Here is a 20,672-nt window from a genome sequence, read left to right on the forward strand (position 1 = left end):
GGTCAGAAGCGCATGTTGACCGACGCCGTGAGGCTGTTTTCGTCGTAGTCGGCGTTCGCCACGTTCGAACTCCGTTGGGTGTGGCGGAAAGTCAACGCGCCATTGAGCTTGTCGGCGAAGCGGCGGTTGAGGCCGAGACTGAAACTGAGGAGATCGTCTTGTCGGGCAAGACCGCTTGTTAGCATACTATCCAGGCTGGTACGGGTCAGTGACAGGCTACTATTGGCTGTCGTTGCGACAGACAAACGATAGCTCACGGAACCTGTTACACCTTGTATATGATCCTGGGCATTACCCAATAACTGGTACAGCCGCTTGGTATCTTGTGCGGAAAGACCGAACCCCAATTTACCGATATCCCATGACATTCCCGCAGTAAAGCTCTTGATAATGAAAACACCATTGGCAATTGAAGTAGGAAATCCTAGCTTCACCAGATCTTCAGCTGAATAGCCATAAAATCTTTGGAACACTTCCGCAATCTGCCCAGCGGGATATGGCCCTACACAATTCGGCGGAGGTGATTGCGCCAAGTCGGAGGCCAACGGGAAATGTGGCGCTGTCCCACACACAAAATACAACTGTCCACCCTGTTCCAGAAGCTGCTGTGAAATATCGCTCACATCTTCTGAGTAACGTACCCGCCATTGCGTGAGTCGTGTACGGTGGTTCGCAGCCAGGCTGAACGTGCGGCCGAAGTAGCGCTCGCCAACTGAAGCTTCAAGGTTCGTACGGCGCGTAGGCGTCCACCCGAAACCTGCGCTGTAGAAGGAACCACTCGTTCCGCTACTACTCAGGTAATCGTTCGAATCATGGCCGACCGTGCCGAACACTCTGAACTGGCGCGTCAAGGCATAGCCAGCGGTTGCACTGGCACTCTCGAAAGTGACGTCGGTATTGTTGGCGCTATTGATGGCATTGCGGTTCTGCAGCTTGCGGAGGGAATAATTGAGTCCCCAACTGAAATCGGTAAAGCGGGTGCCGCTTTTCAGACTGGCCGCAAACGAATTCGAATTGGCATTGGGCGCGACGTTATTCTGGAAAATCGCCCCGCTGGCCGTGTAGCGTGCCTGCGCGAAAGCGAAGGTCCCCAGCCGCTGCTGGATGTAGGGGCTGATCGAGTAGGTGCCAACGGTGGTCCGGTTGCTGTTGTTGGTGGTGGCGTCGGCGGGTGACCCCAGCAGCGAGATCAACTGCTGCGAGATATTGGCGCTGCCGTCGATGAACAGGAAGTCCTGGACCAGCTCGGCTTTTCCGACCGCGTTGAGGTTGTGATAGAAGTTGTCGCTCTGGTCGCCGCCGAAACGCTTCACGCCCGTCAGGCCGTATTGCAGACTGGCCTGCACCCGACGCGACCCTTCCGAGCGCAGCGTGAAGCCTGGCGTCGCGGTGAGGATCAAGGCATCCTGCGTATTGCTCGAGCTCTGCTTGACGTTGTCGGTGTAGGTGGACGATGCATTCACATAAGGTTCGAAGCGCCAGTCGATGGCGTGTGCGGTCGGCGCGAAGGCCAGCGCCAAGAGAGCGGAGCACACACCGGCACGGCGAATCGCCTTGTCCCGCGCTGCCCGAGCGCCGTAGCGGCGCTTACTTGCCGTAACTGCCATAGTAGCCATAGTAGTAGTCTGCGCCCGGGGTCGGCGTGGTCTTGTTCAGCAGCATGCCGACGACCTCGCACGATTGGATATGGCTCAAGGCTTCGCGTACCGCCTCCTGCGAGGTTTTCTCGGCTTCCACCACCATGACGATCTGGCCCATGTGTGTGGCGAGTACGCTCGACTCGCTGGTCGCCAGCAGCGGTGGCGAATCGAACAGGATGATACGGTCGGGATAGCGGTTGCCGATGTCCTCGATGAGACGCGTCATGGCGGCACTCGCCAGCAGCTCGGTCGCGCGCTTGTAGGTGCGGCCGGCCGGCAGCACGGTCAGCTTGGCGATGTCGGTCTTGATCAGCACGTCGGACAATTTGAGGTCCTTGTCCTGCAGCACGTCGAGCAGGCCCTTGTCGGCATGGATACCGAGGTATTCGGGCACGCGCGGCTTGGCGACGTCGGCGTCGATCAGCAGTACGGTGCGATCCATTTCCATAGCCATCGAGATCGCCAGGTTGATGGCGCAGAAGCTCTTACCCTCGCCCGGCAGCGAACTGGTGACCATGATGAGGTTGCCGTTCTTGACGCGCGCGGTGCCCTGGCCAAACGCGTTGGCGATGAGCGGCCGCTTGATGATACGAAACTCTTCGGCGATCTGGCTCTTTTCCGCGTCGGGCGCGACCACGCCCATGCGATGCAGGCGCGCCAGGTTGATCGACTGTACCTGGCTTCCGCCTTCCATCGCGAGGGTATCCGGCGCATTGAATATCGGCTCGACCGGCGTTGCAACGAAGGGCGCTGCATGGCTGCTGCGTTGCTTGTTGAGCGCATTCTCGATCAGGCTGGCGTCGTGGCCGGGATCGCTCGGGGGAGCGGGATGCGGCGCACCCGTGCCAATCTTGCCTGCTGCTTTTTCAATAATGCTCATGGTTTCTCCTAGCCGGCGCGCGACACGAGCAGTTGCAGGACCATCACTGCGCCATAAGCGGCAATCAGGCTGCCCAATGCTGCCAGATAAGTCAGCAGGCCTTTGCGTTTGCGGCGACGGGTTTCATCGGTTTCTACCCGCGACACGGCACCCAGCAGCGGCAGACCGGTCAACTCGCGCAGGACACGGCGATCGGTCACGGTGCGGCGCAACTGGCTCAACAGGAAGGCCACAGCAACGCCGGCACCGAGTCCGCCCAGTGTCACCAGCGAAAGCAGCAGCAGGCGGTTCGGCCAGGCTGGCTGGCTCGGCACGAAGGGCGGGTCGATCACGCGGAAATCGACGGTGTCGGTCTTGCTCTCGACCTCACCCGACATGGTGACCGACTCGCGGCGCTTGAGCAGGGCATCGTAGTTCTGCCGGTACACGTCGTAGTCGCGCGTCAGCTGGGTATATTCCTGCTCCACCTGGGGGATCATGTTGGATGCATTGCGCAACTCGGCATAACGGCGCTGATATTCGGCCACGCGCGCGCGCAGGGAAGACACGTTGGCATCCGCTTCGGCAATGGAAAGCGTGAGTTGCTGATAGACCGGATTCTGTATCTTGGAGCCCGCGGGATCGGCCTTGTGCTTTGCCAGGTCGGCTTTCTTCTCCGCCTCCAGCTTTTCGATCAGGCGCTTGGTCGCCTGAACATCAGGATGCAGTTCGGTGTATTGCAGGCGCATTTGATCCATCTGCTTTTGCAGCGCCTGGATGCGGTCATCGATCTCGCTGTTGGTCGCGCCCGCTGCTGCGGCTGCAGTCAGCTCAGGTTCTTCGTCCGCCAACTGGCGTTTCAGCTGGTCACGGCGATTGACCGCCTCCTGCTGGTCCAGCTGGGCCTGCCGCAACTGGGTGCTCACCTCGGCCAGTTTCGCGTAATAGTCGCCTCCCTGCCCCGGCATCATTCCGATATGCTTCTGCTTGAACTCTTTGAGCGCGTTTTCGGCATCGGTCAGTTTTTGCTGATACTGCTGCAACTGCTCTTCGATGAAGCGCTGCGAACTGGAAATATCCTGGCGCGTCTTGCCGAGACTGGATTCCACGAAAATGGTCAGCAGCGACTGCACGACCTTCTTGGCCAGTTCGCCGTTGGCATCCTGATAGCTGATGGTGTAGAGATTCTCGCGTCCTGCATCGGCGATGGAAATCTTGCTCGCCAAGTCATTCAACATCCGCTCGGTCTGTTCGGGCGTCTTCGACTTGACGTCCAGGTCGGTCATGCGCGCAACTTTCTCCAGCGTCGGCCGACTCACCAGCTGACGCGTCATCAGCTTGATCTGCTGCTCGACGTTAGGCTCGGCCGCCAGTCCCGACAGCAGAGGTTTCAACAGGGTTTGCGTATCCACATAGACGCGCGCCGACGCCTGATAGCGGTCCGGGATCATCATCACCCAGGTCCAGCCGACGACGCATACCAGCCAGGCCGTCGCCACCCCCCACCAGCGACGGTGCCAGGCGGCTTTGGCATAGCCAAAAAGTTGCTGCAACAATTGATCCATGTGGGCGTTCCGCCATCAAGAAGCGCCGCCCAATGGCGGCGCAGACACGTTTTAGAACAGGCTTTCCGGCACGACCAGCACGTCACCCGGCCGCATGTCGACATTGGCCGACGTATCGCCACCGCGCAGCAGGTCGTCGAGACGCACGCCAAGACGTTCCTGCTTGCCATCCACAGTACGCAGGATGTAGGCCTTGTTGCCCGCCGCAAAATCGGTCAGTCCGCCCACCGAGATCATCAGGTCGATCAGGCTCATGTGCTCGCGGTAGTTCAGCGCCTGCGGCTTGGCCGCTTCGCCCACGACACGAATCTGCTGATCGAACGGGCCGATGCCGCCCGAGACGATGACGGTGACAATGGGTTCCTGGATGTATTTGCCGAGCGCTTTCTCGATATCGCGCGCCAGCTGAGTGGGGGTCTTGCCGGATGCCTGGATATCCTCGACCAGATTCATGGTCATCTTGCCGTCCGGACGGACCGGGAAGGTTCCGGAGACCTCGGGATTGCGCCAGACGAAGACCTGGACCGAATCACCCGGGCCGATCAGGTAATTCCAGTTGTAACTTCCCGTCTGCGCAGGGGCGGGCGGATAGGTCGGCGTGCTGGAGCAGCCCGCCATGGCAGCGACGGCCAGCATGACGCCAGCACGTGCGAAATGCTTCTTGATCGTAAACATGTCCATCCTCCCTTATATGCCGTTAATCCGCTGGCATTATGCCAGAGCGGACTAGAAAACTGGTGTCAACGCAAAGACTGCTAGCAAGCCGCAGGCCAAACCGGAGTGCCCCCCTAAACCCCGGCCACGCCACGGTTTGCACGCCGCCAGCCATGGCCGGAACGTCGGTTGCTCGACAACGATGTCGTAAGTCTGTCGCCCGCCGCGCTATTATGCCAACCATGAGCACGCATGAAATCGACAGCCTAGACACCCTGCGCCAGCATATTCGCAATTTCGCGCTGGCACGTGCATGGGAGCGTTACCATACGCCTAAGAATCTGGCCATGGCGCTTTCCGTGGAGGCGGCGGAACTGCTCGAGCCTTTCCAGTGGCTAACGGCAGAACAGAGCGGGCAGTTGAGCCCGGAACAACACGAAGCGGTACGCCAGGAAATCGCCGACGTACTGATCTACCTGACCCGGCTGGCCGACCTGCTGGACATCGACCTGCTCGACGCCGCAGCCGACAAGCTGGCGATCAACGCAGCCAAATACCCCATCGACAAGGCGCACGGCAACGCGCGCAAATATTCGGACTTCTCGGATGACTGACCTGTATTACAAGCATCACGTTTTTTTCTGCACCAACCAGCGCGACGACGGCGCCAAGTGCTGCGGCGCATCCGGCGGGCAGCAGATGCGCGACTACCTGAAGAAAAAGGTCAAGCACGCTCATCTCAATGGCGAAGGCAAGTGCCGTATCAACAGCGCCGGCTGTCTCGACCGCTGCGACGAGGGCCCGCTGCTGGTCGTGTACCCGGAAGGCGTCTGGTATACCTATGTGGACGAGGCCGACATCGACGAAATCTTCGAGGTCCACCTCAAGCAGGGGCGTATTGTCGAGCGCTTGCAATTGAAGTGATGCGGCCGGACGGAACGGCCAAATGAAGCGTTACAAGCTGCGTATCCCGGTGTCCGTAGGCAAGCTGGAAACCGTGATCGACGACCCCGAGACCGAACGCCGCGGCCTGCTGCTGGTCGCCCATCCGCACCCGCTGCACGGCGGCAGTCTCGACAACAAGGTGGTGACGACCCTGGCCAAGGCGGCCAACGAGGCCGGCTGGATCAGCGTGCGGCCGAATTTTCGCGGCGTTGGCATGAGCGATGGCGAATTCGACGCCGGTATCGGCGAAACTGAGGACCTGCTCGCGGTCGCCCGCTTCGTCGAAGCCAGCTACCCAGGCCTGCCGTGGGCACTGGCCGGTTTCTCGTTCGGCGCCTTCGTGCAGCACCGGCTACGCCAGGAACTCCATGCAAAACGCCTGATCCTGGTCGCCCCGGCGGTCACCATGTACGAATTCGATCCGGTTCCACCCGACACGATTGTGATCTTTGGCGATGCCGACGAACTCATCCCGCCCACCGCGATCCGGCTGTGGGCCGAGCAGCAGCAGCTTGCGGTGAAAGCCATTCCCAACGCCGGGCATTTCTTCCATGGCAAGCTGAAGGAACTGAAGCAGGCCTTCCTGGAGGCCTGTCCATGCTGAAGGTACGCGGCCTGACGAAGAAATACGGCGACACCGATGTGGTGCGTGGCCTCGACCTGACTGTGCGGCGTGGCGAATGTTTCGGCCTGCTTGGCCCCAACGGCGCCGGCAAGACCACCACGCTGCGCCTGCTGCTGGGCCTGATCGAGCCGGATGGCGGCAGCATCGAACTCGCCGGCATCGCGGTCCCGCATCACGCGCGCGAGGCCCGCATGAAAGTCGGCGTGGTACCGCAGATGGACAACCTCGACCCGGATTTTTCGGTACGCGAGAACCTGCTCGCCTACGGCCGATATTTCGGCATGAGCAAGGCGGCCGTCACTGCCCGCGTGCCGGAACTGCTCGATTTTGCCGGCCTCGCCAGCAAGGCTGACGCGCAGATCGCCCAGTTGTCGGGCGGCATGAAACGGCGCCTCACGCTGGCGCGCGCGCTGGTGCACGATCCCGACATCCTGTTCCTCGACGAGCCGACCACCGGCCTCGACCCGCAGGCGCGTCACCTCATCTGGCAGGGCCTCAGGCGGCTGATCAACGCCGGCAAGACCATCGTGCTGACCACGCATTTCATGGACGAGGCCGAACGCCTCACCGACCGTCTTGCCATCCTCGACCACGGCCGCGTCGTCGTCGAAGGCGCGCCGCGCGCGCTGATCGAAACGCATATCGAACCGGCAGTGGTCGAAGTGTTCGGCGAAGGCCTGGCCGATTGGACCGGCCAGCACGCGGCCGATCTGTGCCAGCGCTTCGAGACCGTCGGCGAAACGCTGTTCTGCTACACCAGCACGCCCGACATCGTGATCGACGCGCTCAAGCACGCTCCGGCCTTGCGTTACCTGCACCGCCCGTCGAATCTGGAAGATGTGTTTCTCAAGCTCACCGGACGCGACTTGAGGGATTGAGCGCATGAATCCTTTATTCCGCCTTCCCCGTCTGTCGGCACGCTTCATCCCGGTGTGGCAGCGCAACTATCTGGTGTGGAAGAAGCTCGCCATCCCATCCATCCTCGGCAACCTGGCCGACCCGATGCTGTACATGCTCGGATTGGGCTACGGCCTCGGCAGCCTGCTGCCGGACGTGGGCGGCATGCCCTACCTGACTTTCCTCGCCGCCGGCACCGTGGCTTACAGCACGATGAACGCCGCCACCTTCGAGGTGCTGTATTCGAGCTTCTCGCGCATGCACGTGCAGCGCACCTGGGACGCAATCCTCAACGCGCCGATGACGCTCGACGACGTGATGCTGGGCGAACTGACCTGGGCTGCGTCCAAAAGCCTGCTCTCCGGCGTGGCGATCCTGGCGGTGATCTGGGGACTGGGGCTGTACGGAAACTTCTGGATGTCGCTGTGGATCATCCCCGTCGTCGCCCTGGTTGGCTTCTGCTTCGGCGGCATGGGGCTGGTGATGAACGCGGTGTCGCCCAGCTACGACTTCTTTCTGTATTACTTCACGCTGGTGATCACACCGATGGTGCTCTTGTGCGGGGTGTTCTTCCCCGTGTCGCAGTTGCCTGCGGCCGTGCAAGGCGTGTCCGCCTGGCTGCCGCTCACCCACGCCATCGACCTCGCACGACCGCTGGTCGTTGGCAACATACCAGACAACATCGCGCTGCATGTGATCGCGCTGCTGGTTTACGGCAGCCTCGGCTACATCGTCGCGCTGGCGCTCACTCGCAGACGGCTCCTGAAATAAGCGGGTGTCGAAGCGCCGACGATCGCGTCGGCCCATGGACGCAACAGGCAGCGGGAAAACGGCATACCGCCCGGCACGACGCGGGTTACGGTCCATTTGGCCACTGGTACGGGAATTGCGAAGTCATTCGCATCCCTCCCCCAGATCTTCGCCATGTCCCGCAAACCCTCAGTTTCACGCACCCACACCCGTCGTATCGGTCTGCTTGGTCTGCTGCTCGCCACGGCACTCACTCCGGCCGGCATTCTGATAGGCACGGTCACAGCCGCCGCCCTGGTCGGGGGACTGGCGCTCCATCTGGATCGCGCCAGACCCGCGTCGTCGGCTGCCATCGTACCTCCCCTTGTCGCAAAGCAACGGCTGCAACCGCTCGCCATCGAACACAAAGGGGAAACCTTCTCGCTTGTCATGGCCGAGGGCGATTTTGCAGACAGCGGCAACCTGGATCCATTCATTCTCACCGGCCCGTCGCCCAGCAATCCCGCCGGTAACGGAGCAGCGCCTGACGGTATGGAAAACGGCATGCCAGGCCCGGGCCGCGTGCCAGGCGGCAAACCTGACAGAGCACGTCCTTTGACGCCGTCGAATCCACCGTCACTGGGCGGGCCCGCCGGCATCCTGCCTGGCGACGGATCCTTCTTTCCTGCAGGAAAGCCGCAAGGCAGTCCCACCATTCCGCCCCAGGCAAACGGCCCCTCCAACTCGCCTCCAGGCGGCCCGCAGCCACCCGGGCATAACGGCCCTACCGGGGGACCCGGTGCGCCCGGGACCCCGGCATCGCCCGACGATGCACCGGGCGGGAATATGCCACCGAACACGTTTCCAGTTGCCGGCCCCGGTTCGTGGACGCCGCCCCAAACGGAGACGCCCCTCGGCCCGCCGTCAAGCCAGCAAGCGGCCACCCAGCCTCATGCCGTGCCGGAACCGTCGATGATGGGATTGATGGCCCTCGGTATCGCCGCACTGGCCTGGATGAGGCGCCGTCGGACAATCCCGTAGGGGAACACCAGGTTCTAGATGCCGGCCGCCTGCTGGTCGGCGTGGTAGCTGGAGCGCACCATCGGCCCGCAGGCGGCGTGCTTGAAGCCCATTGCCAGTGCTTCCTGCTCGAACTGGGCGAAGCGTTCGGGGGTGACGAAGCGCAGCACCGGCAGATGGTGCTGCGAAGGCTGCAGATACTGGCCAAGCGTCAGCATGTCCACATCGTGCGCACGCAGGTCGCGCATCACCTGCAGGATCTCGTCGTCCTCTTCGCCCAGCCCCAGCATCAGGCCGGATTTGGTCGGAATCTCGGGATGGCGTGCCTTGAAGTCCTGGAGCAGCCTCAGCGAGTGTGCATAATCCGCACCGGGACGCGCCGCCTTGTACAGGCGCGGCACGGTTTCCAGATTGTGGTTCATCACGTCGGGCGGGGCGGTGTCGAGCATGTCGAGCGCCTTGTCGAGCCGTCCGCGGAAATCCGGAGTCAGGATCTCGATCCGCGTCGCCGGCGAGGCCTCACGCACGGCAGCGATGCACTGCGCAAAATGCTCGGCGCCGCCATCGCGCAGATCGTCGCGGTCGACACTGGTGACCACCACGTATTTCAGCGCCATCAGCGCGATCGTATCGGCCAGATGGCGCGGTTCGTCGACGTCCGGCGGCAGCGGCGTGCCATGGCCGACGTCACAGAAGGGGCAGCGCCGCGTGCACAGGTCGCCGAGAATCATGAAGGTGGCGGTGCCATGGCCGAAGCATTCGCCCAGATTGGGACACGATGCCTCTTCGCACACCGTGTGTAGCTTCGCCTCGCGCAGGATGCCCTTCAACCGGGCCACGTTCGGCACGTTGGGTGACTTGGCACGGATCCAGGACGGCAGCCGCATCCTGGGTTGCGGCACGATCTTGATCGGGATGCGCGCGGTCTTGGCGGCGCCTTTGTGCTGGAGAGGGTCTGCCATGGTCTGAACATACCGGGAAATGCAATTCCCGGATTCTAGCCTATACGCCCAACAACCCTGACCCTGTCGGCTGTATGGTATGCATCACACCCGACTCGGCGCAGCCTAGACTTTCACCCAGACTTGGCCGGCTTCTATTTTCACCGGATAGGTGCGGATCGGCTCGTCTGCGGGGTCGCAGGTGGGCTGGCCGGTGGTGAGGTCGAAATAGCTGCCGTGCAGCGAGCACTTGATCTTGCCGTCCTTGATGCAGCCCAGGTACAGCGAGTAGTCCTCGTGGCTGCACATCTCGTCGACGACGTAATGGGTGCCGCCGGCATTGCACAGTAGCAGCCGCTTGCCATCGACGAGGATGCGCTTCATCTCGGCAGGCTTGAGCTCGTCGGCAGCGGCGATGGCAACGTATTCACCCATCACTTGACCCGTGCGACGGCCGTGCCGGAATCCAGCACGGCGCGAATCTGCGCCGCCGCGTCGGCCACGCTGGCGGCCTTGCCGACGTGATGCAGGACAATCGAACCGGCCAGCACCAGCGAATCATAGGTCGCGCCCTTGTCGCCCTTGAGCGCCAGGATGCCCGCCTCCGCGGCCGCGTGCGCGGTGGCCTTGATGTCGATCGCGGCGACGATCTCGTCCTCGCCTGCTTCGGTGGCGACCGCACCGGGCAGCGGCACGGCGCGTACCGGCTGGTCGATGCCAAGCGCCACCGGGTCGACCGTCGCTTCGATTTCGGTGCCGCGGTCGTGGTAGTGGAAATACTTGCCGGCCTGGCGCAGCGACGGGATCACTCCACCTTCGACGCCGCGCACGATGCAGGCGGTGTCGAAGCCGGCTTCGCGTGCCAGGTCGGCATACACCGGCGGATAGGGCTTGTGTACGTAGCCCGTGACGAAATGGGTCAGTTTGCGGCCCTGTATGGGCTTGGATAGCACTTCCACCGTAGTCAGCACCTGGCGCTTGATCATCTGTGCGCGCAGCGTGGTGAGGTTGTGCAGGCCCGGGTTGGATTGCGCCTGGTCGATGTAGGCCCAGCCGAGAGCGGGATCAGCCAGCCGCGCGGCGGCCTCTGCTGGCGTCAGGTTCACCGGCACACCGGCGGCCTCCAGCACGTGACGCGCCGTCACGCCATATTTGGGCCCGACCTTGTCGAGGCCGTGGCTGACCACGTGTACACCGAACTCGGCCAACAACGGGCCGAGGAAGGGCGCGGCGGGCAGGCAGCGATTGTAGCCGTCATAGGGATCGCCGATGTCGACCACTTCGTCAACCTCCGCCGTGACGCGGCGGGTGGTTTCGAGCACGGCATCCAGCACGCCGCGGTTTTCGTCCATCGTCTCGCGTTTCATGCGCAGGGCAATGAAATAGATGCCGACTTGAATCGGATCGATCACGTTGTCGATGATGGCCTTGGTGCCGAGGTGTGCTTCGGTGCGGCTGATGTTCTTGGACAGGTCCGGTCCGGTGGCAATGCGCTGGATGATCGAGCGCATCAGGAGTTTGGGGTCGGACGGCAGCGTGTCGGTGCTCATGAATAGCTCCATTAGAAGTTATAAGAATACTTATAACCAAGTAAATCAGTCAAGAATAGATCGTGTCCTGCAGGCAGCGGACAAGCGCCTGCCCTGCTTCGGTTGGAGACAATTTCACGCCGAGATCGCGGCATTGCGTCACCCGCATCCCCGCGTAGCCACAAGGGTTGATGGCGGCGAACGGACGCATATCCATGTCGACGTTGAACGCCAGGCCATGATACGTGCAGCCGTGTCTGACGCGCAGGCCGAGGGCGGCTATTTTCGCACCATCGACATACACGCCTGGCGCGCCTCCCAGGCGTGCGGATGCCACGCCCTGCTCCGCCAGGAGATTGATCACGGCCTGTTCCAGGCGTGTCACCAACTCGCGGATGCCATAGCCGCGTCGCCGCAGGTCGATCAGCACGTAGACCACGACTTGTCCCGGCCCGTGATAGGTGATCTGCCCGCCGCGGTCGATCGGCACAACGGGAATGTCAGTCGCGGCGATCAGGTGCTCCGGCTTGCCGGCCTGGCCCTGCGTGTAGACGGGCGGATGTTCAAGCAGCCAGATTTCGTCCGCGGCATCAGGTGCACGCCGTGCGGTGAAAATCTGCATTGCCCGCCAGGTCGCAATGTAGTCGACCTGCCCCAACTGCCGAACGATCGTCTCACCGCTCCCCATCAAAGTGCCATCTTCACCCACGGATGGGCGGTGATCTCGCGATACAGGGCATCGAGCTGGGCTTTCGAGGTAGCGCGCACCACGCAGGTCACCGACAGGTAGTTGCCGCTACTGGATACGCGCATCTCGACGGTCTCGGCCTTGAAATCGGGCGCATGCCGCAAGACCAGTTCGACCATGGCCTGCGCAAAATCGTCGCGGCGCTCGCCCATGATCTTGATGGGAAAGTCGGTGGGAAATTGCAGCAAGGTTTCCTGTTCGTTCATGACCGCATCACCTGTTGTTTGAAGGTCTGGTACAGCGCATCCATCCGCATGGCCAGCGGCCCCGGCACGCCTGCGCCGACCGGCACGCCGTCCAGCGCCACGATCGACATGATCTCCTTGGTGGACGACGTCATCCAAAGTTCGTCCGCGTCACGCACCTCGGCTTCGGTAATCGCCCGCACCTCGTGCGGTATGTCGTGGGCAGCGGCGAGTTCCAGCACCACGTCGTAGGTAATGCCGGTCAGCATCAGGCTGGACGGCGGCGGCGCCCGCAACACGCCATCCTTGACCACAAAGATATTGCTTGCCGCCCCCTCGGTCAGCAAACCGTCGCGCAGCATCACGGTTTCGGCGCAGCCCACGTCCACCGCCTGCTGGCGCAGCAGGAGATTGGCCAGCAGCGAAATGGCCTTGATGTTGCAGCGCAGCCAGCGGTTGTCGACCGCGCTGACGGCACAGACGCCGGCAGTCTTCTGTGCCGGCGTGGCGGTCACCAGTGGCTGCGCAAACATGAATACGGTCGGCGACACATCGTGCGGGAACGCATGATCGCGCAAGGGCTGTCCTTCGACAGGTGTGCCGCGCGTCACCTGGATGTAGACCGACTGGTCGGAAAAATCCTGCCGCGCGATCAACTGCAGGATGCGCTCACGCCACTCGGCCACGCTGTGCGGGTTGGCCAGACGGATGCCGTCGAGGCTGAACTGCAGGCGACGCAGGTGCGCGTCGAGCCGGAAGGGTTTCCCCGAATACACCGGAATCAGTTCGTAAATACCGTCGCCGAAGACGAATCCACGGTCGAGCACCGACACCTTCGCTTCGGCGAGCGGCAGGAACTGGCCGTTCAGGTAGACGCTCACTTTGCGAACAGCAGCCGGATCGAATCCCAGCCGCGGCCAAACAGGCCGGCCACGCCGACATCCTGCAGGGCGACCAGCGGATAGTCGCCGAGCGGCTTGCCGTCAAGCGTCAGCCGCAGGGTACCCAGGCGCTGTCCTCTGTTTATCGGCGCCACGACGGGCTGCTGGGTCATGATTTCCGCCTTGACGCGTGCGGCGCTGCCGCGCGGGACCAGCAGATGGAAATCCTGCTCGAATCCCATGCTCACCGACGGGTACTCGCCCCGGTAGATATTGATGACCTTGACGACTTGGCGAGCCCGGTAAAGCGGCACACTGTCGAAATTCTCGAAACCGTAATTCAACAGCTTCAACGCGTCCTGCGTACGCTGCGTATCCGAGTGCGCATCCAGCACCACCGCGATGCGGCGTTGGTCGCCGCGCTGCGCCGAAGCCGCCATGCAATAACCGGCCTGCGGCGTCCGTCCGACCTTCAGGCCGGTCACAGTGCTGTCGCGCCATAACAGGCGGTTGCCGTTGTAATACGTAATGCCCTTGTAAGGCAGCTCCTTCTGGATGAAGAAAGTCAGCCGCTCCGGGAAATCGCGCGCCAGTGCGCGAGCGAGCAGAGCGAGGTCGCGTGCGCTCGATTCATGGCCCGCCTCATTCAGACCGGTCGCATTCATGAAGCGGGTCTTGCTCATGCCCAGCCGCTTGGCCTCGCGGTTCATGCGCGCGACGAACGCGGCCTCGCTGCCATCCGCTGCCGTCACCAGCGCAATCGTGGCGTCGCTGGCCGATTCCACCAGCATCGCCTGCAACAGCGTGTCGACGCTCACCTGGTCGCCCGCCTTGAGGAAGATACGCGAACCATCCATCTGCGTGGCCGCCGCCGGCACGGTCACCATCTCGCCCAGGCTCAGCTTGTTCTTGCGGATATCGCCCAGCAGAACATAGGCCGTCATCAGCTGGGTCAGCGAGGCCGGGGCCAACGGTAGATCGGCCTGACTGGCTGCCAGCTCGCGCCCGCTTGCCTGGTCGATCACGACCCAGGCACGCGACGAGACATTGGGTGGAGCGGCCCACGTCGTTGCAGTAAAAAAGAGCGCCAGCCCCAGCCAGAAGAATTTCATGTTCAGCCTTTTCATCAGTCGCGTCTGACCAGGACTGCATTCAGGTCGAGGCGTTCCCGCACGCGCGCACGATCCGATTGCGCCGCATCGTCGCTGACATACGGACCAAGCTGCACCCGATGCAACCCGCCATCCAGCACAACGCGCGTCTGGTTGGCATCGATGTCGAGCTGGCGTTTCAGGCGGTCGAGCAACTGTTGCGCATTATCGGCGCGCGAGAAGGCGCCCACCTGGAGGTAGATGCCGTCCTGTAGCGCCTTGCCCTGCGTGTCGTAGGTGTCGGGGTCGATGCTTTCCACTCGCACCCGGGCGCTGCCGCGTCCCAGGTACCCCAGCTTGTAGGCAGCGGTATACGACAGGTCGATGATGCGCTTGCTGTGGAACGGCCCGCGATCGTTGATGCGCACCACCACCGATTTGCCGGTGTCGAGCGACGTGACCCGTGCGTAGCTCGGAATCGGTAGGGTCGGATGCGCTGCCGTCATGGCGTACATGTCGTAGGACTCGCCCGAGGAGGTCTTTTTGCCCTGGAAACGGCGGCCATACCACGAGGCCAGTCCCTCTGCACTGTAGGACTGACGCGTGGTCTGCGGCGTATACGTCGTCCCCAGCGCGACATAGGTGCGGTTGGCGAAGGGATGCAAGGGTTCCTTGCGCGGCACGGCATCGGGGACGGCATCCAGATTTTTCGGCGGATTGGCTTCCGGACCGTCGTCGAGGTAATAGCCGCCGCCTTTGGATGCAGTGGAGACCTGTTTTGCGGGCGGCGTGCTGGCACACCCACCGAGTGTCAGGGCGAGGACAAGAATCCCCAGGAGCGATTTAGTTTTCATGGCACTTATTTTATCGCGTCATGATTTATTGAGTTGGCGGTGTGTCGCCACGCTCATCAGGATACCCATCCCCAGCAGCAGCGTGACGAGCGCCGTCCCGCCGTAACTCATCAGTGGCAAGGGCACGCCGACCACCGGCAGGATGCCCGACACCATGCCCATGTTGACGAACACATAGGTGAACAGATTGAGGCTCAGGGTGGCCGCCATCAATCGGCCGAACAGCGTCGGCGCCCGTGCGGCGATGACCAGGCCTCGCGCAACGATGGCCAGATAGAGACACACCAGCAGAATCGCGCCGGCGTAGCCGAATTCCTCGCCAAACACAGCATAGATGAAATCGGTGGTGCGCTCGGGAATGAAGTCGAGCTGGTTTTGCGTGCCCTGCATCCAGCCTTTGCCGAACAGTCCGCCGGATCCGATGGCGATGGTCGACTGAATGATGTGGTAGCCGGCGCCCAACGGATCGGACGCAGGATCGAGCAGCATCAGCACACGGCGCTGTTGATAGTCGTGCATCAGGCCCCACACCACGGGCAGGCTGGCGGCCCCCAAGGTGGCGCCCCCGAGAATCACCTTCCACGGCAGGCCGGCAAAGAACAGTAGGTAGAACCCTGATGCTCCAAGCATCAGTGCGGTTCCCAAGTCAGGCTGCCGCAGGATCAACAAGAAGGGCACCAGCAGCAGGATGCCGCCGACCATGAAGTGCTTGGCCCGCAGCACTGCTTCGTTGCGCTGGAAATACCAGGCGAGCATCAGCGGCAATGCCAGCTTCAGCAGCTCGGATGGCTGAAACGCGATGAACCCCAGATCCAGCCAGCGGCGCGCACCGTTGCGAATCTCGCCGAACAGCGCCACCCCGACCAGCAGGATCACACCCGTCGCATACAGCGGCGGCCCCACTTTGGACAACAGATGCGGCGGCACGTTGGCAATCAGCACCATCAGCACCAGCGCCAGTCCCATGTTCACCAGGTGACCGCTGATGCGCACAGGGCTTTGTCCCGAGGCGCTCGTCACCACCGCCAGACTGATGCCCAGCACCAACACCACCAGTGTCAGCAGGATACCGTCCACGTGGCGCAGGCCACGCAGGAGCCAGTGGCTAGTCCGAGGCATCGCTTCCCTCAAATTTCATGTTGCCGGGACGTTTCCCGGTCAGGTAGTAATCGAAGACGGCACGCGCGATCGGTGCCGCTGTGGAACCGCCATGGCCGCCGTTCTCAACCATGACCGCCACTACGATAGTGGGGTTCTCGGCCGGCGCATAGGCGATGAATAGCGCATGGTCGCGATTTTTCCGAGACAAGCTGCCAGCGTCGTAGCGGGCGCCCTGCTTGATGCCGACCACCTGCGCGGTGCCGGTCTTGCCGGCAATGGTGTAGGTTGCACCAGCAGCCGCGGCCGCGGCCGTGCCGCCTGGCCGCATCGCGTCCATCATGCCTTGTCGCACCACGGCCAGATCCTCCGGCTTGATCGCCAGTTGTTCGTGCACCACCACCGGCTGCGGCTGCCAGACGTGGGTAAGCGGGTCGCGCACCGCCTGCACGAGGCGCGGTTCGATCCGTTTCCCACCATTGGCGAGCATGGCGGTCGCGGTCGCCAACTGCAGCGGCGTGGTGAGATGATAGCCTTGGCCGATGCCCGCGATCACCGTCTCGCCGGGATACCAGATTTTTTTCCAGCGGCGCTGCTTCCAGTCGCGCGAAGGCAGCAGACCGGCAGACTCGCCGTCCAGATCGATGCCGGTTTTCTCGCCGAAACTGAATTTCTGCAGGTAATCGTGCATGCGGTCGATTCCCATGTCGACCGCCAGTTTGTAGAAGTAGGTGTCGCATGATTGCGTGATGGCCCGGCGCAGATCGACAATTCCATGGCCGCCGCGCTTCCAGTCGCGAAACTGGTGGCTGCTGTTGGGCAGGCTGAAATAGCCGGGATCGACGATGGTGTCCTCAGGTTTGCGTACGCCCAGTTCCAGTCCGGCCAGCCCCATGAACGGCTTGATCGTCGAACCCGGCGGGTAGATGCCGCGCAGCACGCGGTTCACCATCGGCCGCTCGGGCGATTCGTTGAGTGCCTTCCAGGTTTCGGGGTCGATGCCGTCGATAAAGAGGTTCGGGTCGAATCCCGGCTTGCTCACCAACGCCAGCACGCCCCCGGTATTGGGGTCGAGCGCCACTAGCCCGCCCATGTAGTCGCCGAACGCATGTTCGGCCACCGCCTGCAACCCCTCGTCCAGGTACAGGCGCAAATCCTTGCCCGGCACTGGCGGAATCCGCGACAGGGCGCGTACGGCACGGCCGCTGGCGTCGGTTTCCATCTGGTCGAATCCGGTACGGCCATGCAGCAGAGTTTCATAACTCTGCTCCAGCCCGGTCTTGCCGATATGGACCGTGCCCCGGTAGTTCTGCTCGCGCCCCGATTCGCGCAGGCTTTTGAGATCTCGGTCGTTGATCCGGCCGATGAACCCGACCACGTGCGCCATGCCGGGCCCGGCCTGATAGTTGCGGAACAGTCGCGCCTTCACCTCCACGCCCGGCAGGCGGTAGCGGTTGGCCGCCAGGATCGCGACCTCCTCGTCGGATAGTTTGCTTTTCAGGGGCACCGTTTCGAACTCGTGCGATTCGGCAAGCAGACGCCGGAAACGCCGCAACTCGCCCGGCGTGATCTCGATCAGCTTGCCCACTTCGGTCAGCGTCGCCTCCAGATCGTGGGGCTGCGCCCGCGCCAGTTCGAGCGTATACGCCGAGTAGTTCTCCGCCAGGATGCGGCCTTTCCGATCCAGAATCAATCCGCGATTGGGCGCCACGGGTACCAGCGAAATACGGTTGTTTTCCGCGCGCTGGATATAGTAGTCGTGCTGCGCGATCTGCAGATAGAAGGCGCGCCCCAGCAGCGCAGCCGCGAGCAGCACGACGAAGATTCCGCCCGCTTTCAGCCGCCCGTGAAAACGGGCCAGTTCACGATCCAGGTTTTTGAGCGGAGTGGCTAGCGGCATGTCCGGCTCATGCCCGGTCCTGGGCACCCTTGCCATGCCACAGGCGCACGAACAGCGCGACCAGATACCACAGCACGGTACTGCTCAGCACCGGGATGAGGATGCTCAGTCCGGCCGGCGGATTGACCGCAAGCCAGCCGACCAGCAACACCATCAACTGCACGCCCAGCAGGATCGGAAACATTTGTGCGGCCTGCCGGGAAGGGTCGAACTGCAGCAGGCGCAAGCGCAGATACAACACCACGTACACCCCGATCGCATAGGCGATGGCATGCTGGCCGAACACCGCGCCATCCTGGAAATCGGCCAGCAGGCCGAAAAAGAACGCCGCACCGAAACCGATGCGTTCAGGCCGGTGCAAAACCCAGAAGAGCACGGCGACCAGCACGAAATCCGGCCGCACGATCAGCGCCCAGCCGGACCACGGTAGCTGCTCCAGCAAGATTGCCAGGACCAGGCTGCCGAGAATGCGGCGCCAGCTGCCGCTGGTCCGGGCCGACACGTTCATCGCGCGGTCACCTGTGGTGCGGCGATCAACACCAGCACCCCGCGAGAGCGGTCCAGGCCGGCCAACGGCAAACAGTCCACCCGCAGGTAGGGGCTGGATTGCGAGCGGGAGACCCGATTGATGGTCGCCACGGGAATGCCGGCCGGATACACCCGGTCAATGCCCGAAGTCAGCAAGCGATCGCCCGGCCGGAGGTCGGTCTGCGATGGCATGTATCGCAATTCCATCTGACCATGCCCGCTCCCGGCAGCCAGGCCGCGCTGGCCGGTGCGCTCGACGAACACCGGCGTCAACTGCTCGGTGTTGCTGACCAGCGTGACTTCGCTCGACCCGGGATACACCCGCGTCACCTGCCCCACCAGACCGTCTGCATCGACCACCGGCAGGCCGGTGCGCAGGCCGGCCCCGCTTCCCTGGTCCAGCGTGAGGCGCTGGGCAAACCAGTCATGCCCCTGGTACAAGAGCGCCGCATGCACCACTTTCTGGCCCGGACGGGCCTGTAATTGCAACAGAGCGCGCAATTCGGCGTTTTCCCGGACCAGTTCGGCTGCGCGGTTCACGCCAAGCTGCAGCTGCGCCCGCTCAACCAGCAGGGCGTCCCGTTCTTTTTGCAGAAGACGATGGCGGGTGAAGAATCCTGTCAGTTCGGCGGCGACGCTGGTGGGAACCCGCATGACTTCGCGCACCGGTTGCAGCAGCAGCGAAAATCCGCTGCGCAGGCCGTCGAGCGCGTGATAACGGACATCGACCACCACACAGGACAAGCCGATCAGGAGCCAGATCGTCAGGCGTGCCGTCGGCCCCAGCCGGCGGGCGAACATGAGCTGGCCCGGCATGGCCATCAGCGGTTCCGGTCAGCTGCGACTGCGTTCACTCGTTGGTGAACACCGACGCCAGTTTGTCCATCTCTTCGAGCGCGCGGCCCGACCCGCGCACCACGCAGGTCAGCGGATCGTCGGCGACGATCACCGGCAGGCCGGTCTCTTCCATCAGCAAGCGGTCGAGATCGCGCAACAGCGCGCCGCCGCCAGTCAGCACCATGCCCTTTTCGGCGATGTCGGCGCCCAGTTCCGGCGGGGTCTGTTCCAGCGCCTGTTTGACCGCGCTGACGATGGCATTGAGCGGCTCGGTCAAGGCTTCGAGGATTTCATTGGACGACACGTTGAAGCTGCGCGGTACGCCTTCGGCGAGGCTGCGGCCTTTGACTTCCATTTCCAGCACTTCGGCGCCGGGGAAGGCCGAGCCCATTTTCTTCTTGATCTGCTCGGCGGTGGCTTCGCCGATCAGCATGCCGTAGTTGCGGCGGATGTAGTTGATGATGGCCTCGTCCATGCGATCGCCGCCGACACGCACCGAATTGGCGTAGACCACGCCGCCCAAGGAAATGACGCCGACCTCGGTGGTGCCGCCGCCGATGTCGACCACCATCGAGCCGGTCGCTTCGGCCACCGGCAGGCCGGCGCCGATCGCCGCCGCCATCGGTTCCTCGATCAGATAGACCTGGCGGGCGCCGGCGCCGATCGCCGACTCGCGGATCGCACGGCGTTCCACCTGGGTCGAGCCGCACGGCACACAGATGATGATGCGCGGGCTGGGCCGCAGCATGCGGGTATCGTGCACCTTCTTGATGAAATACTTGAGCATCTGCTCGGTGACGGTGAAGTCGGCAATCACGCCGTCCTTCATCGGCCGGATGGCCTGCAGGTTGCCCGGCGTGCGGCCCAGCATCAGCTTGGCTTCCGCGCCCACCGCCTGCACCGTGCGCTTGCCGCCCGCCGCCGCATCAGTACGGATCGACACCACCGATGGCTCGTCCAGTACGATGCCGCGGTCGCGCACGTAAATCAGCGTGTTGGCGGTACCGAGGTCGATCGCGAGGTCGGTCGAGAAATAGCTGGTCAGAAACTTGAACATGGTGGCGGCAGCGCCCGCGCCAGGCGGGCGAAAGGGCAGAAAAAACAAGGGGGCTATGATACCCTAACGCGCTTCGTTCCCGTAAGTCA

24 protein-coding genes are annotated in these 20,672 nt (G+C 62.9%); 6 read left to right on the forward strand and 18 right to left on the reverse strand.

Annotated features, from left to right (window positions below; all coding sequences use genetic code 11):
* Nucleotides 1-2: 2 nt before the first annotated feature.
* From B058_RS0113115 to B058_RS0113130, 4 genes are read right to left on the reverse strand one after another with little or no spacing between them, the layout of a single operon-like run.
* A complete protein-coding gene (locus B058_RS0113115) occupies nucleotides 3-1,607 on the reverse strand; it encodes a TIGR03016 family PEP-CTERM system-associated outer membrane protein (protein WP_245539310.1) in 1,605 nt (534 codons plus the stop codon).
* The gene (locus B058_RS0113120; protein WP_018508946.1) at nucleotides 1,588-2,520 is read right to left on the reverse strand and encodes an XrtA-associated tyrosine autokinase; all 933 of its coding nucleotides are present in this window, start codon (nucleotides 2,518-2,520) and stop codon (nucleotides 1,588-1,590) included. Before B058_RS0113120 ends, B058_RS0113115 begins: the two co-directional genes overlap by 20 nt.
* A gap of 8 nt (nucleotides 2,521-2,528) precedes the next feature.
* On the reverse strand, nucleotides 2,529-4,064 hold the full coding sequence (locus B058_RS0113125; RefSeq protein ID WP_018508947.1) for an XrtA system polysaccharide chain length determinant: 1,536 nt from the start codon (nucleotides 4,062-4,064) through the stop codon (nucleotides 2,529-2,531).
* A gap of 51 nt (nucleotides 4,065-4,115) precedes the next feature.
* Entirely contained in the window at nucleotides 4,116-4,739 is a 624-nt protein-coding gene (locus B058_RS0113130; protein ID WP_026240912.1) for an XrtA/PEP-CTERM system exopolysaccharide export protein, read from the reverse strand.
* Nucleotides 4,740-4,951: 212 nt separating this feature from the next.
* Between B058_RS0113130 and B058_RS0113135 the strand changes: the two genes are divergently transcribed.
* Genes B058_RS0113135 through B058_RS0113155 form a run of 5 tightly spaced genes read left to right on the forward strand, consistent with a single transcriptional unit; the run spans nucleotide 4,952 to nucleotide 7,956 of the window.
* Nucleotides 4,952-5,332: a nucleotide pyrophosphohydrolase gene (locus tag B058_RS0113135; protein ID WP_018508949.1), complete on the forward strand. Its 381-nt coding sequence runs from the start codon at nucleotides 4,952-4,954 to the stop codon at nucleotides 5,330-5,332.
* Entirely contained in the window at nucleotides 5,325-5,642 is a 318-nt protein-coding gene (locus tag B058_RS0113140) for a (2Fe-2S) ferredoxin domain-containing protein (RefSeq protein WP_018508950.1), read from the forward strand. Before B058_RS0113135 ends, B058_RS0113140 begins: the two co-directional genes overlap by 8 nt.
* Nucleotides 5,643-5,664: 22 nt before the next feature.
* On the forward strand, nucleotides 5,665-6,267 hold the full coding sequence (locus tag B058_RS0113145; protein WP_018508951.1) for an alpha/beta hydrolase: 603 nt from the start codon (nucleotides 5,665-5,667) through the stop codon (nucleotides 6,265-6,267).
* Complete coding sequence (locus B058_RS0113150) at nucleotides 6,261-7,166, forward strand: ATP-binding cassette domain-containing protein (protein ID WP_018508952.1); 906 nt, start codon at nucleotides 6,261-6,263, stop codon at nucleotides 7,164-7,166. The genes B058_RS0113145 and B058_RS0113150 overlap by 7 nt, the downstream gene beginning before the upstream one ends.
* Before the next feature lie 4 nt (nucleotides 7,167-7,170).
* Nucleotides 7,171-7,956, forward strand: coding sequence for an ABC transporter permease (locus B058_RS0113155; RefSeq protein ID WP_018508953.1), 786 nt, complete (start codon nucleotides 7,171-7,173; stop codon nucleotides 7,954-7,956).
* A gap of 174 nt (nucleotides 7,957-8,130) precedes the next feature.
* Here B058_RS0113155 and B058_RS18430 read toward each other — a convergent pair whose 3' ends face one another.
* Entirely contained in the window at nucleotides 8,131-8,253 is a 123-nt protein-coding gene (locus B058_RS18430; protein ID WP_281166681.1) for a hypothetical protein, read from the reverse strand.
* Between the two features lie 507 nt (nucleotides 8,254-8,760).
* Here B058_RS18430 and B058_RS18525 point away from each other — a divergent pair.
* Entirely contained in the window at nucleotides 8,761-8,955 is a 195-nt protein-coding gene (locus tag B058_RS18525; RefSeq protein WP_081616800.1) for a PEP-CTERM sorting domain-containing protein, read from the forward strand.
* 14 nt (nucleotides 8,956-8,969) lie between these two features.
* Here B058_RS18525 and lipA read toward each other — a convergent pair whose 3' ends face one another.
* The 13 genes from lipA to B058_RS0113225 form a co-directional block, all read right to left on the reverse strand.
* A complete protein-coding gene (gene lipA / locus B058_RS0113165; protein WP_018508955.1) occupies nucleotides 8,970-9,896 on the reverse strand; it encodes a lipoyl synthase in 927 nt (308 codons plus the stop codon).
* Nucleotides 9,897-10,001: 105 nt separating this feature from the next.
* Entirely contained in the window at nucleotides 10,002-10,310 is a 309-nt protein-coding gene (locus B058_RS0113170) for a non-heme iron oxygenase ferredoxin subunit (RefSeq protein WP_018508956.1), read from the reverse strand.
* Complete coding sequence (locus tag B058_RS0113175) at nucleotides 10,310-11,425, reverse strand: anthranilate phosphoribosyltransferase (protein WP_018508957.1); 1,116 nt, start codon at nucleotides 11,423-11,425, stop codon at nucleotides 10,310-10,312. Before B058_RS0113175 ends, B058_RS0113170 begins: the two co-directional genes overlap by 1 nt.
* Nucleotides 11,426-11,474: 49 nt before the next feature.
* Complete coding sequence (gene lipB / locus B058_RS0113180; RefSeq protein WP_018508958.1) at nucleotides 11,475-12,092, reverse strand: lipoyl(octanoyl) transferase LipB; 618 nt, start codon at nucleotides 12,090-12,092, stop codon at nucleotides 11,475-11,477.
* Entirely contained in the window at nucleotides 12,092-12,358 is a 267-nt protein-coding gene (locus B058_RS0113185; RefSeq protein WP_018508959.1) for a YbeD family protein, read from the reverse strand. Before B058_RS0113185 ends, lipB begins: the two co-directional genes overlap by 1 nt.
* A complete protein-coding gene (locus tag B058_RS0113190; RefSeq protein WP_018508960.1) occupies nucleotides 12,355-13,218 on the reverse strand; it encodes a D-amino acid aminotransferase in 864 nt (287 codons plus the stop codon). The genes B058_RS0113185 and B058_RS0113190 overlap by 4 nt, the downstream gene beginning before the upstream one ends.
* Complete coding sequence (locus tag B058_RS0113195; RefSeq protein ID WP_018508961.1) at nucleotides 13,215-14,345, reverse strand: D-alanyl-D-alanine carboxypeptidase family protein; 1,131 nt, start codon at nucleotides 14,343-14,345, stop codon at nucleotides 13,215-13,217. Before B058_RS0113195 ends, B058_RS0113190 begins: the two co-directional genes overlap by 4 nt.
* Entirely contained in the window at nucleotides 14,345-15,163 is an 819-nt protein-coding gene (locus B058_RS0113200) for a septal ring lytic transglycosylase RlpA family protein (RefSeq protein WP_018508962.1), read from the reverse strand. Before B058_RS0113200 ends, B058_RS0113195 begins: the two co-directional genes overlap by 1 nt.
* Before the next feature lie 18 nt (nucleotides 15,164-15,181).
* Entirely contained in the window at nucleotides 15,182-16,282 is a 1,101-nt protein-coding gene (gene rodA, locus B058_RS0113205; RefSeq protein ID WP_018508963.1) for a rod shape-determining protein RodA, read from the reverse strand.
* Nucleotides 16,269-18,161 (reverse strand): penicillin-binding protein 2, encoded by a 1,893-nt coding sequence (gene mrdA, locus B058_RS0113210; RefSeq protein WP_018508964.1) that lies wholly within the window; start codon nucleotides 18,159-18,161, stop codon nucleotides 16,269-16,271. Before mrdA ends, rodA begins: the two co-directional genes overlap by 14 nt.
* 7 nt (nucleotides 18,162-18,168) lie before the next feature.
* Nucleotides 18,169-18,669: a rod shape-determining protein MreD gene (gene mreD / locus B058_RS16985; protein WP_018508965.1), complete on the reverse strand. Its 501-nt coding sequence runs from the start codon at nucleotides 18,667-18,669 to the stop codon at nucleotides 18,169-18,171.
* Entirely contained in the window at nucleotides 18,666-19,511 is an 846-nt protein-coding gene (mreC, locus tag B058_RS0113220) for a rod shape-determining protein MreC (protein ID WP_018508966.1), read from the reverse strand. The genes mreD and mreC overlap by 4 nt, the downstream gene beginning before the upstream one ends.
* Before the next feature lie 28 nt (nucleotides 19,512-19,539).
* The gene (locus B058_RS0113225; protein ID WP_026240916.1) at nucleotides 19,540-20,583 is read right to left on the reverse strand and encodes a rod shape-determining protein; all 1,044 of its coding nucleotides are present in this window, start codon (nucleotides 20,581-20,583) and stop codon (nucleotides 19,540-19,542) included.
* Between the last annotated feature and the right edge of the window lie 89 nt (nucleotides 20,584-20,672).

The sequence above is a fragment of the Thiobacillus thioparus DSM 505 genome, assembly GCF_000373385.1.
GTDB classification, from domain to species: Bacteria; Pseudomonadota; Gammaproteobacteria; order Burkholderiales; family Thiobacillaceae; genus Thiobacillus; species Thiobacillus thioparus.

Excerpts from the sequence above, each read along its gene's own strand:
- B058_RS0113115 (WP_245539310.1), bottom strand. The coding sequence starts at position 1,607 with ATGGCAGTTACGGCAAGTAAGCGCCGCTACGGCGCTCGGGCAGCGCGG.
- B058_RS0113120 (WP_018508946.1), bottom strand. The coding sequence starts at position 2,520 with ATGAGCATTATTGAAAAAGCAGCAGGCAAGATTGGCACGGGTGCGCCG.
- B058_RS0113125 (WP_018508947.1), bottom strand. The coding sequence starts at position 4,064 with ATGGATCAATTGTTGCAGCAACTTTTTGGCTATGCCAAAGCCGCCTGG.
- B058_RS0113130 (WP_026240912.1), bottom strand. The coding sequence starts at position 4,739 with ATGTTTACGATCAAGAAGCATTTCGCACGTGCTGGCGTCATGCTGGCC.
- B058_RS0113135 (WP_018508949.1), top strand. The coding sequence starts at position 4,952 with ATGCCAACCATGAGCACGCATGAAATCGACAGCCTAGACACCCTGCGC.
- B058_RS0113140 (WP_018508950.1), top strand. The coding sequence starts at position 5,325 with ATGACTGACCTGTATTACAAGCATCACGTTTTTTTCTGCACCAACCAG.
- B058_RS0113145 (WP_018508951.1), top strand. The coding sequence starts at position 5,665 with ATGAAGCGTTACAAGCTGCGTATCCCGGTGTCCGTAGGCAAGCTGGAA.
- B058_RS0113150 (WP_018508952.1), top strand. The coding sequence starts at position 6,261 with ATGCTGAAGGTACGCGGCCTGACGAAGAAATACGGCGACACCGATGTG.
- B058_RS0113155 (WP_018508953.1), top strand. The coding sequence starts at position 7,171 with ATGAATCCTTTATTCCGCCTTCCCCGTCTGTCGGCACGCTTCATCCCG.
- B058_RS18430 (WP_281166681.1), bottom strand. The coding sequence starts at position 8,253 with ATGGAGCGCCAGTCCCCCGACCAGGGCGGCGGCTGTGACCGTGCCTAT.
- B058_RS18525 (WP_081616800.1), top strand. The coding sequence starts at position 8,761 with ATGCCACCGAACACGTTTCCAGTTGCCGGCCCCGGTTCGTGGACGCCG.
- lipA (WP_018508955.1), bottom strand. The coding sequence starts at position 9,896 with ATGGCAGACCCTCTCCAGCACAAAGGCGCCGCCAAGACCGCGCGCATC.
- B058_RS0113170 (WP_018508956.1), bottom strand. The coding sequence starts at position 10,310 with ATGGGTGAATACGTTGCCATCGCCGCTGCCGACGAGCTCAAGCCTGCC.
- B058_RS0113175 (WP_018508957.1), bottom strand. The coding sequence starts at position 11,425 with ATGAGCACCGACACGCTGCCGTCCGACCCCAAACTCCTGATGCGCTCG.
- lipB (WP_018508958.1), bottom strand. The coding sequence starts at position 12,092 with ATGGGGAGCGGTGAGACGATCGTTCGGCAGTTGGGGCAGGTCGACTAC.
- B058_RS0113185 (WP_018508959.1), bottom strand. The coding sequence starts at position 12,358 with ATGAACGAACAGGAAACCTTGCTGCAATTTCCCACCGACTTTCCCATC.
- B058_RS0113195 (WP_018508961.1), bottom strand. The coding sequence starts at position 14,345 with ATGAAAAGGCTGAACATGAAATTCTTCTGGCTGGGGCTGGCGCTCTTT.
- B058_RS0113200 (WP_018508962.1), bottom strand. The coding sequence starts at position 15,163 with ATGAAAACTAAATCGCTCCTGGGGATTCTTGTCCTCGCCCTGACACTC.
- rodA (WP_018508963.1), bottom strand. The coding sequence starts at position 16,282 with ATGCCTCGGACTAGCCACTGGCTCCTGCGTGGCCTGCGCCACGTGGAC.
- mrdA (WP_018508964.1), bottom strand. The coding sequence starts at position 18,161 with ATGCCGCTAGCCACTCCGCTCAAAAACCTGGATCGTGAACTGGCCCGT.
- mreD (WP_018508965.1), bottom strand. The coding sequence starts at position 18,669 with ATGAACGTGTCGGCCCGGACCAGCGGCAGCTGGCGCCGCATTCTCGGC.
- mreC (WP_018508966.1), bottom strand. The coding sequence starts at position 19,511 with ATGGCCATGCCGGGCCAGCTCATGTTCGCCCGCCGGCTGGGGCCGACG.
- B058_RS0113225 (WP_026240916.1), bottom strand. The coding sequence starts at position 20,583 with ATGTTCAAGTTTCTGACCAGCTATTTCTCGACCGACCTCGCGATCGAC.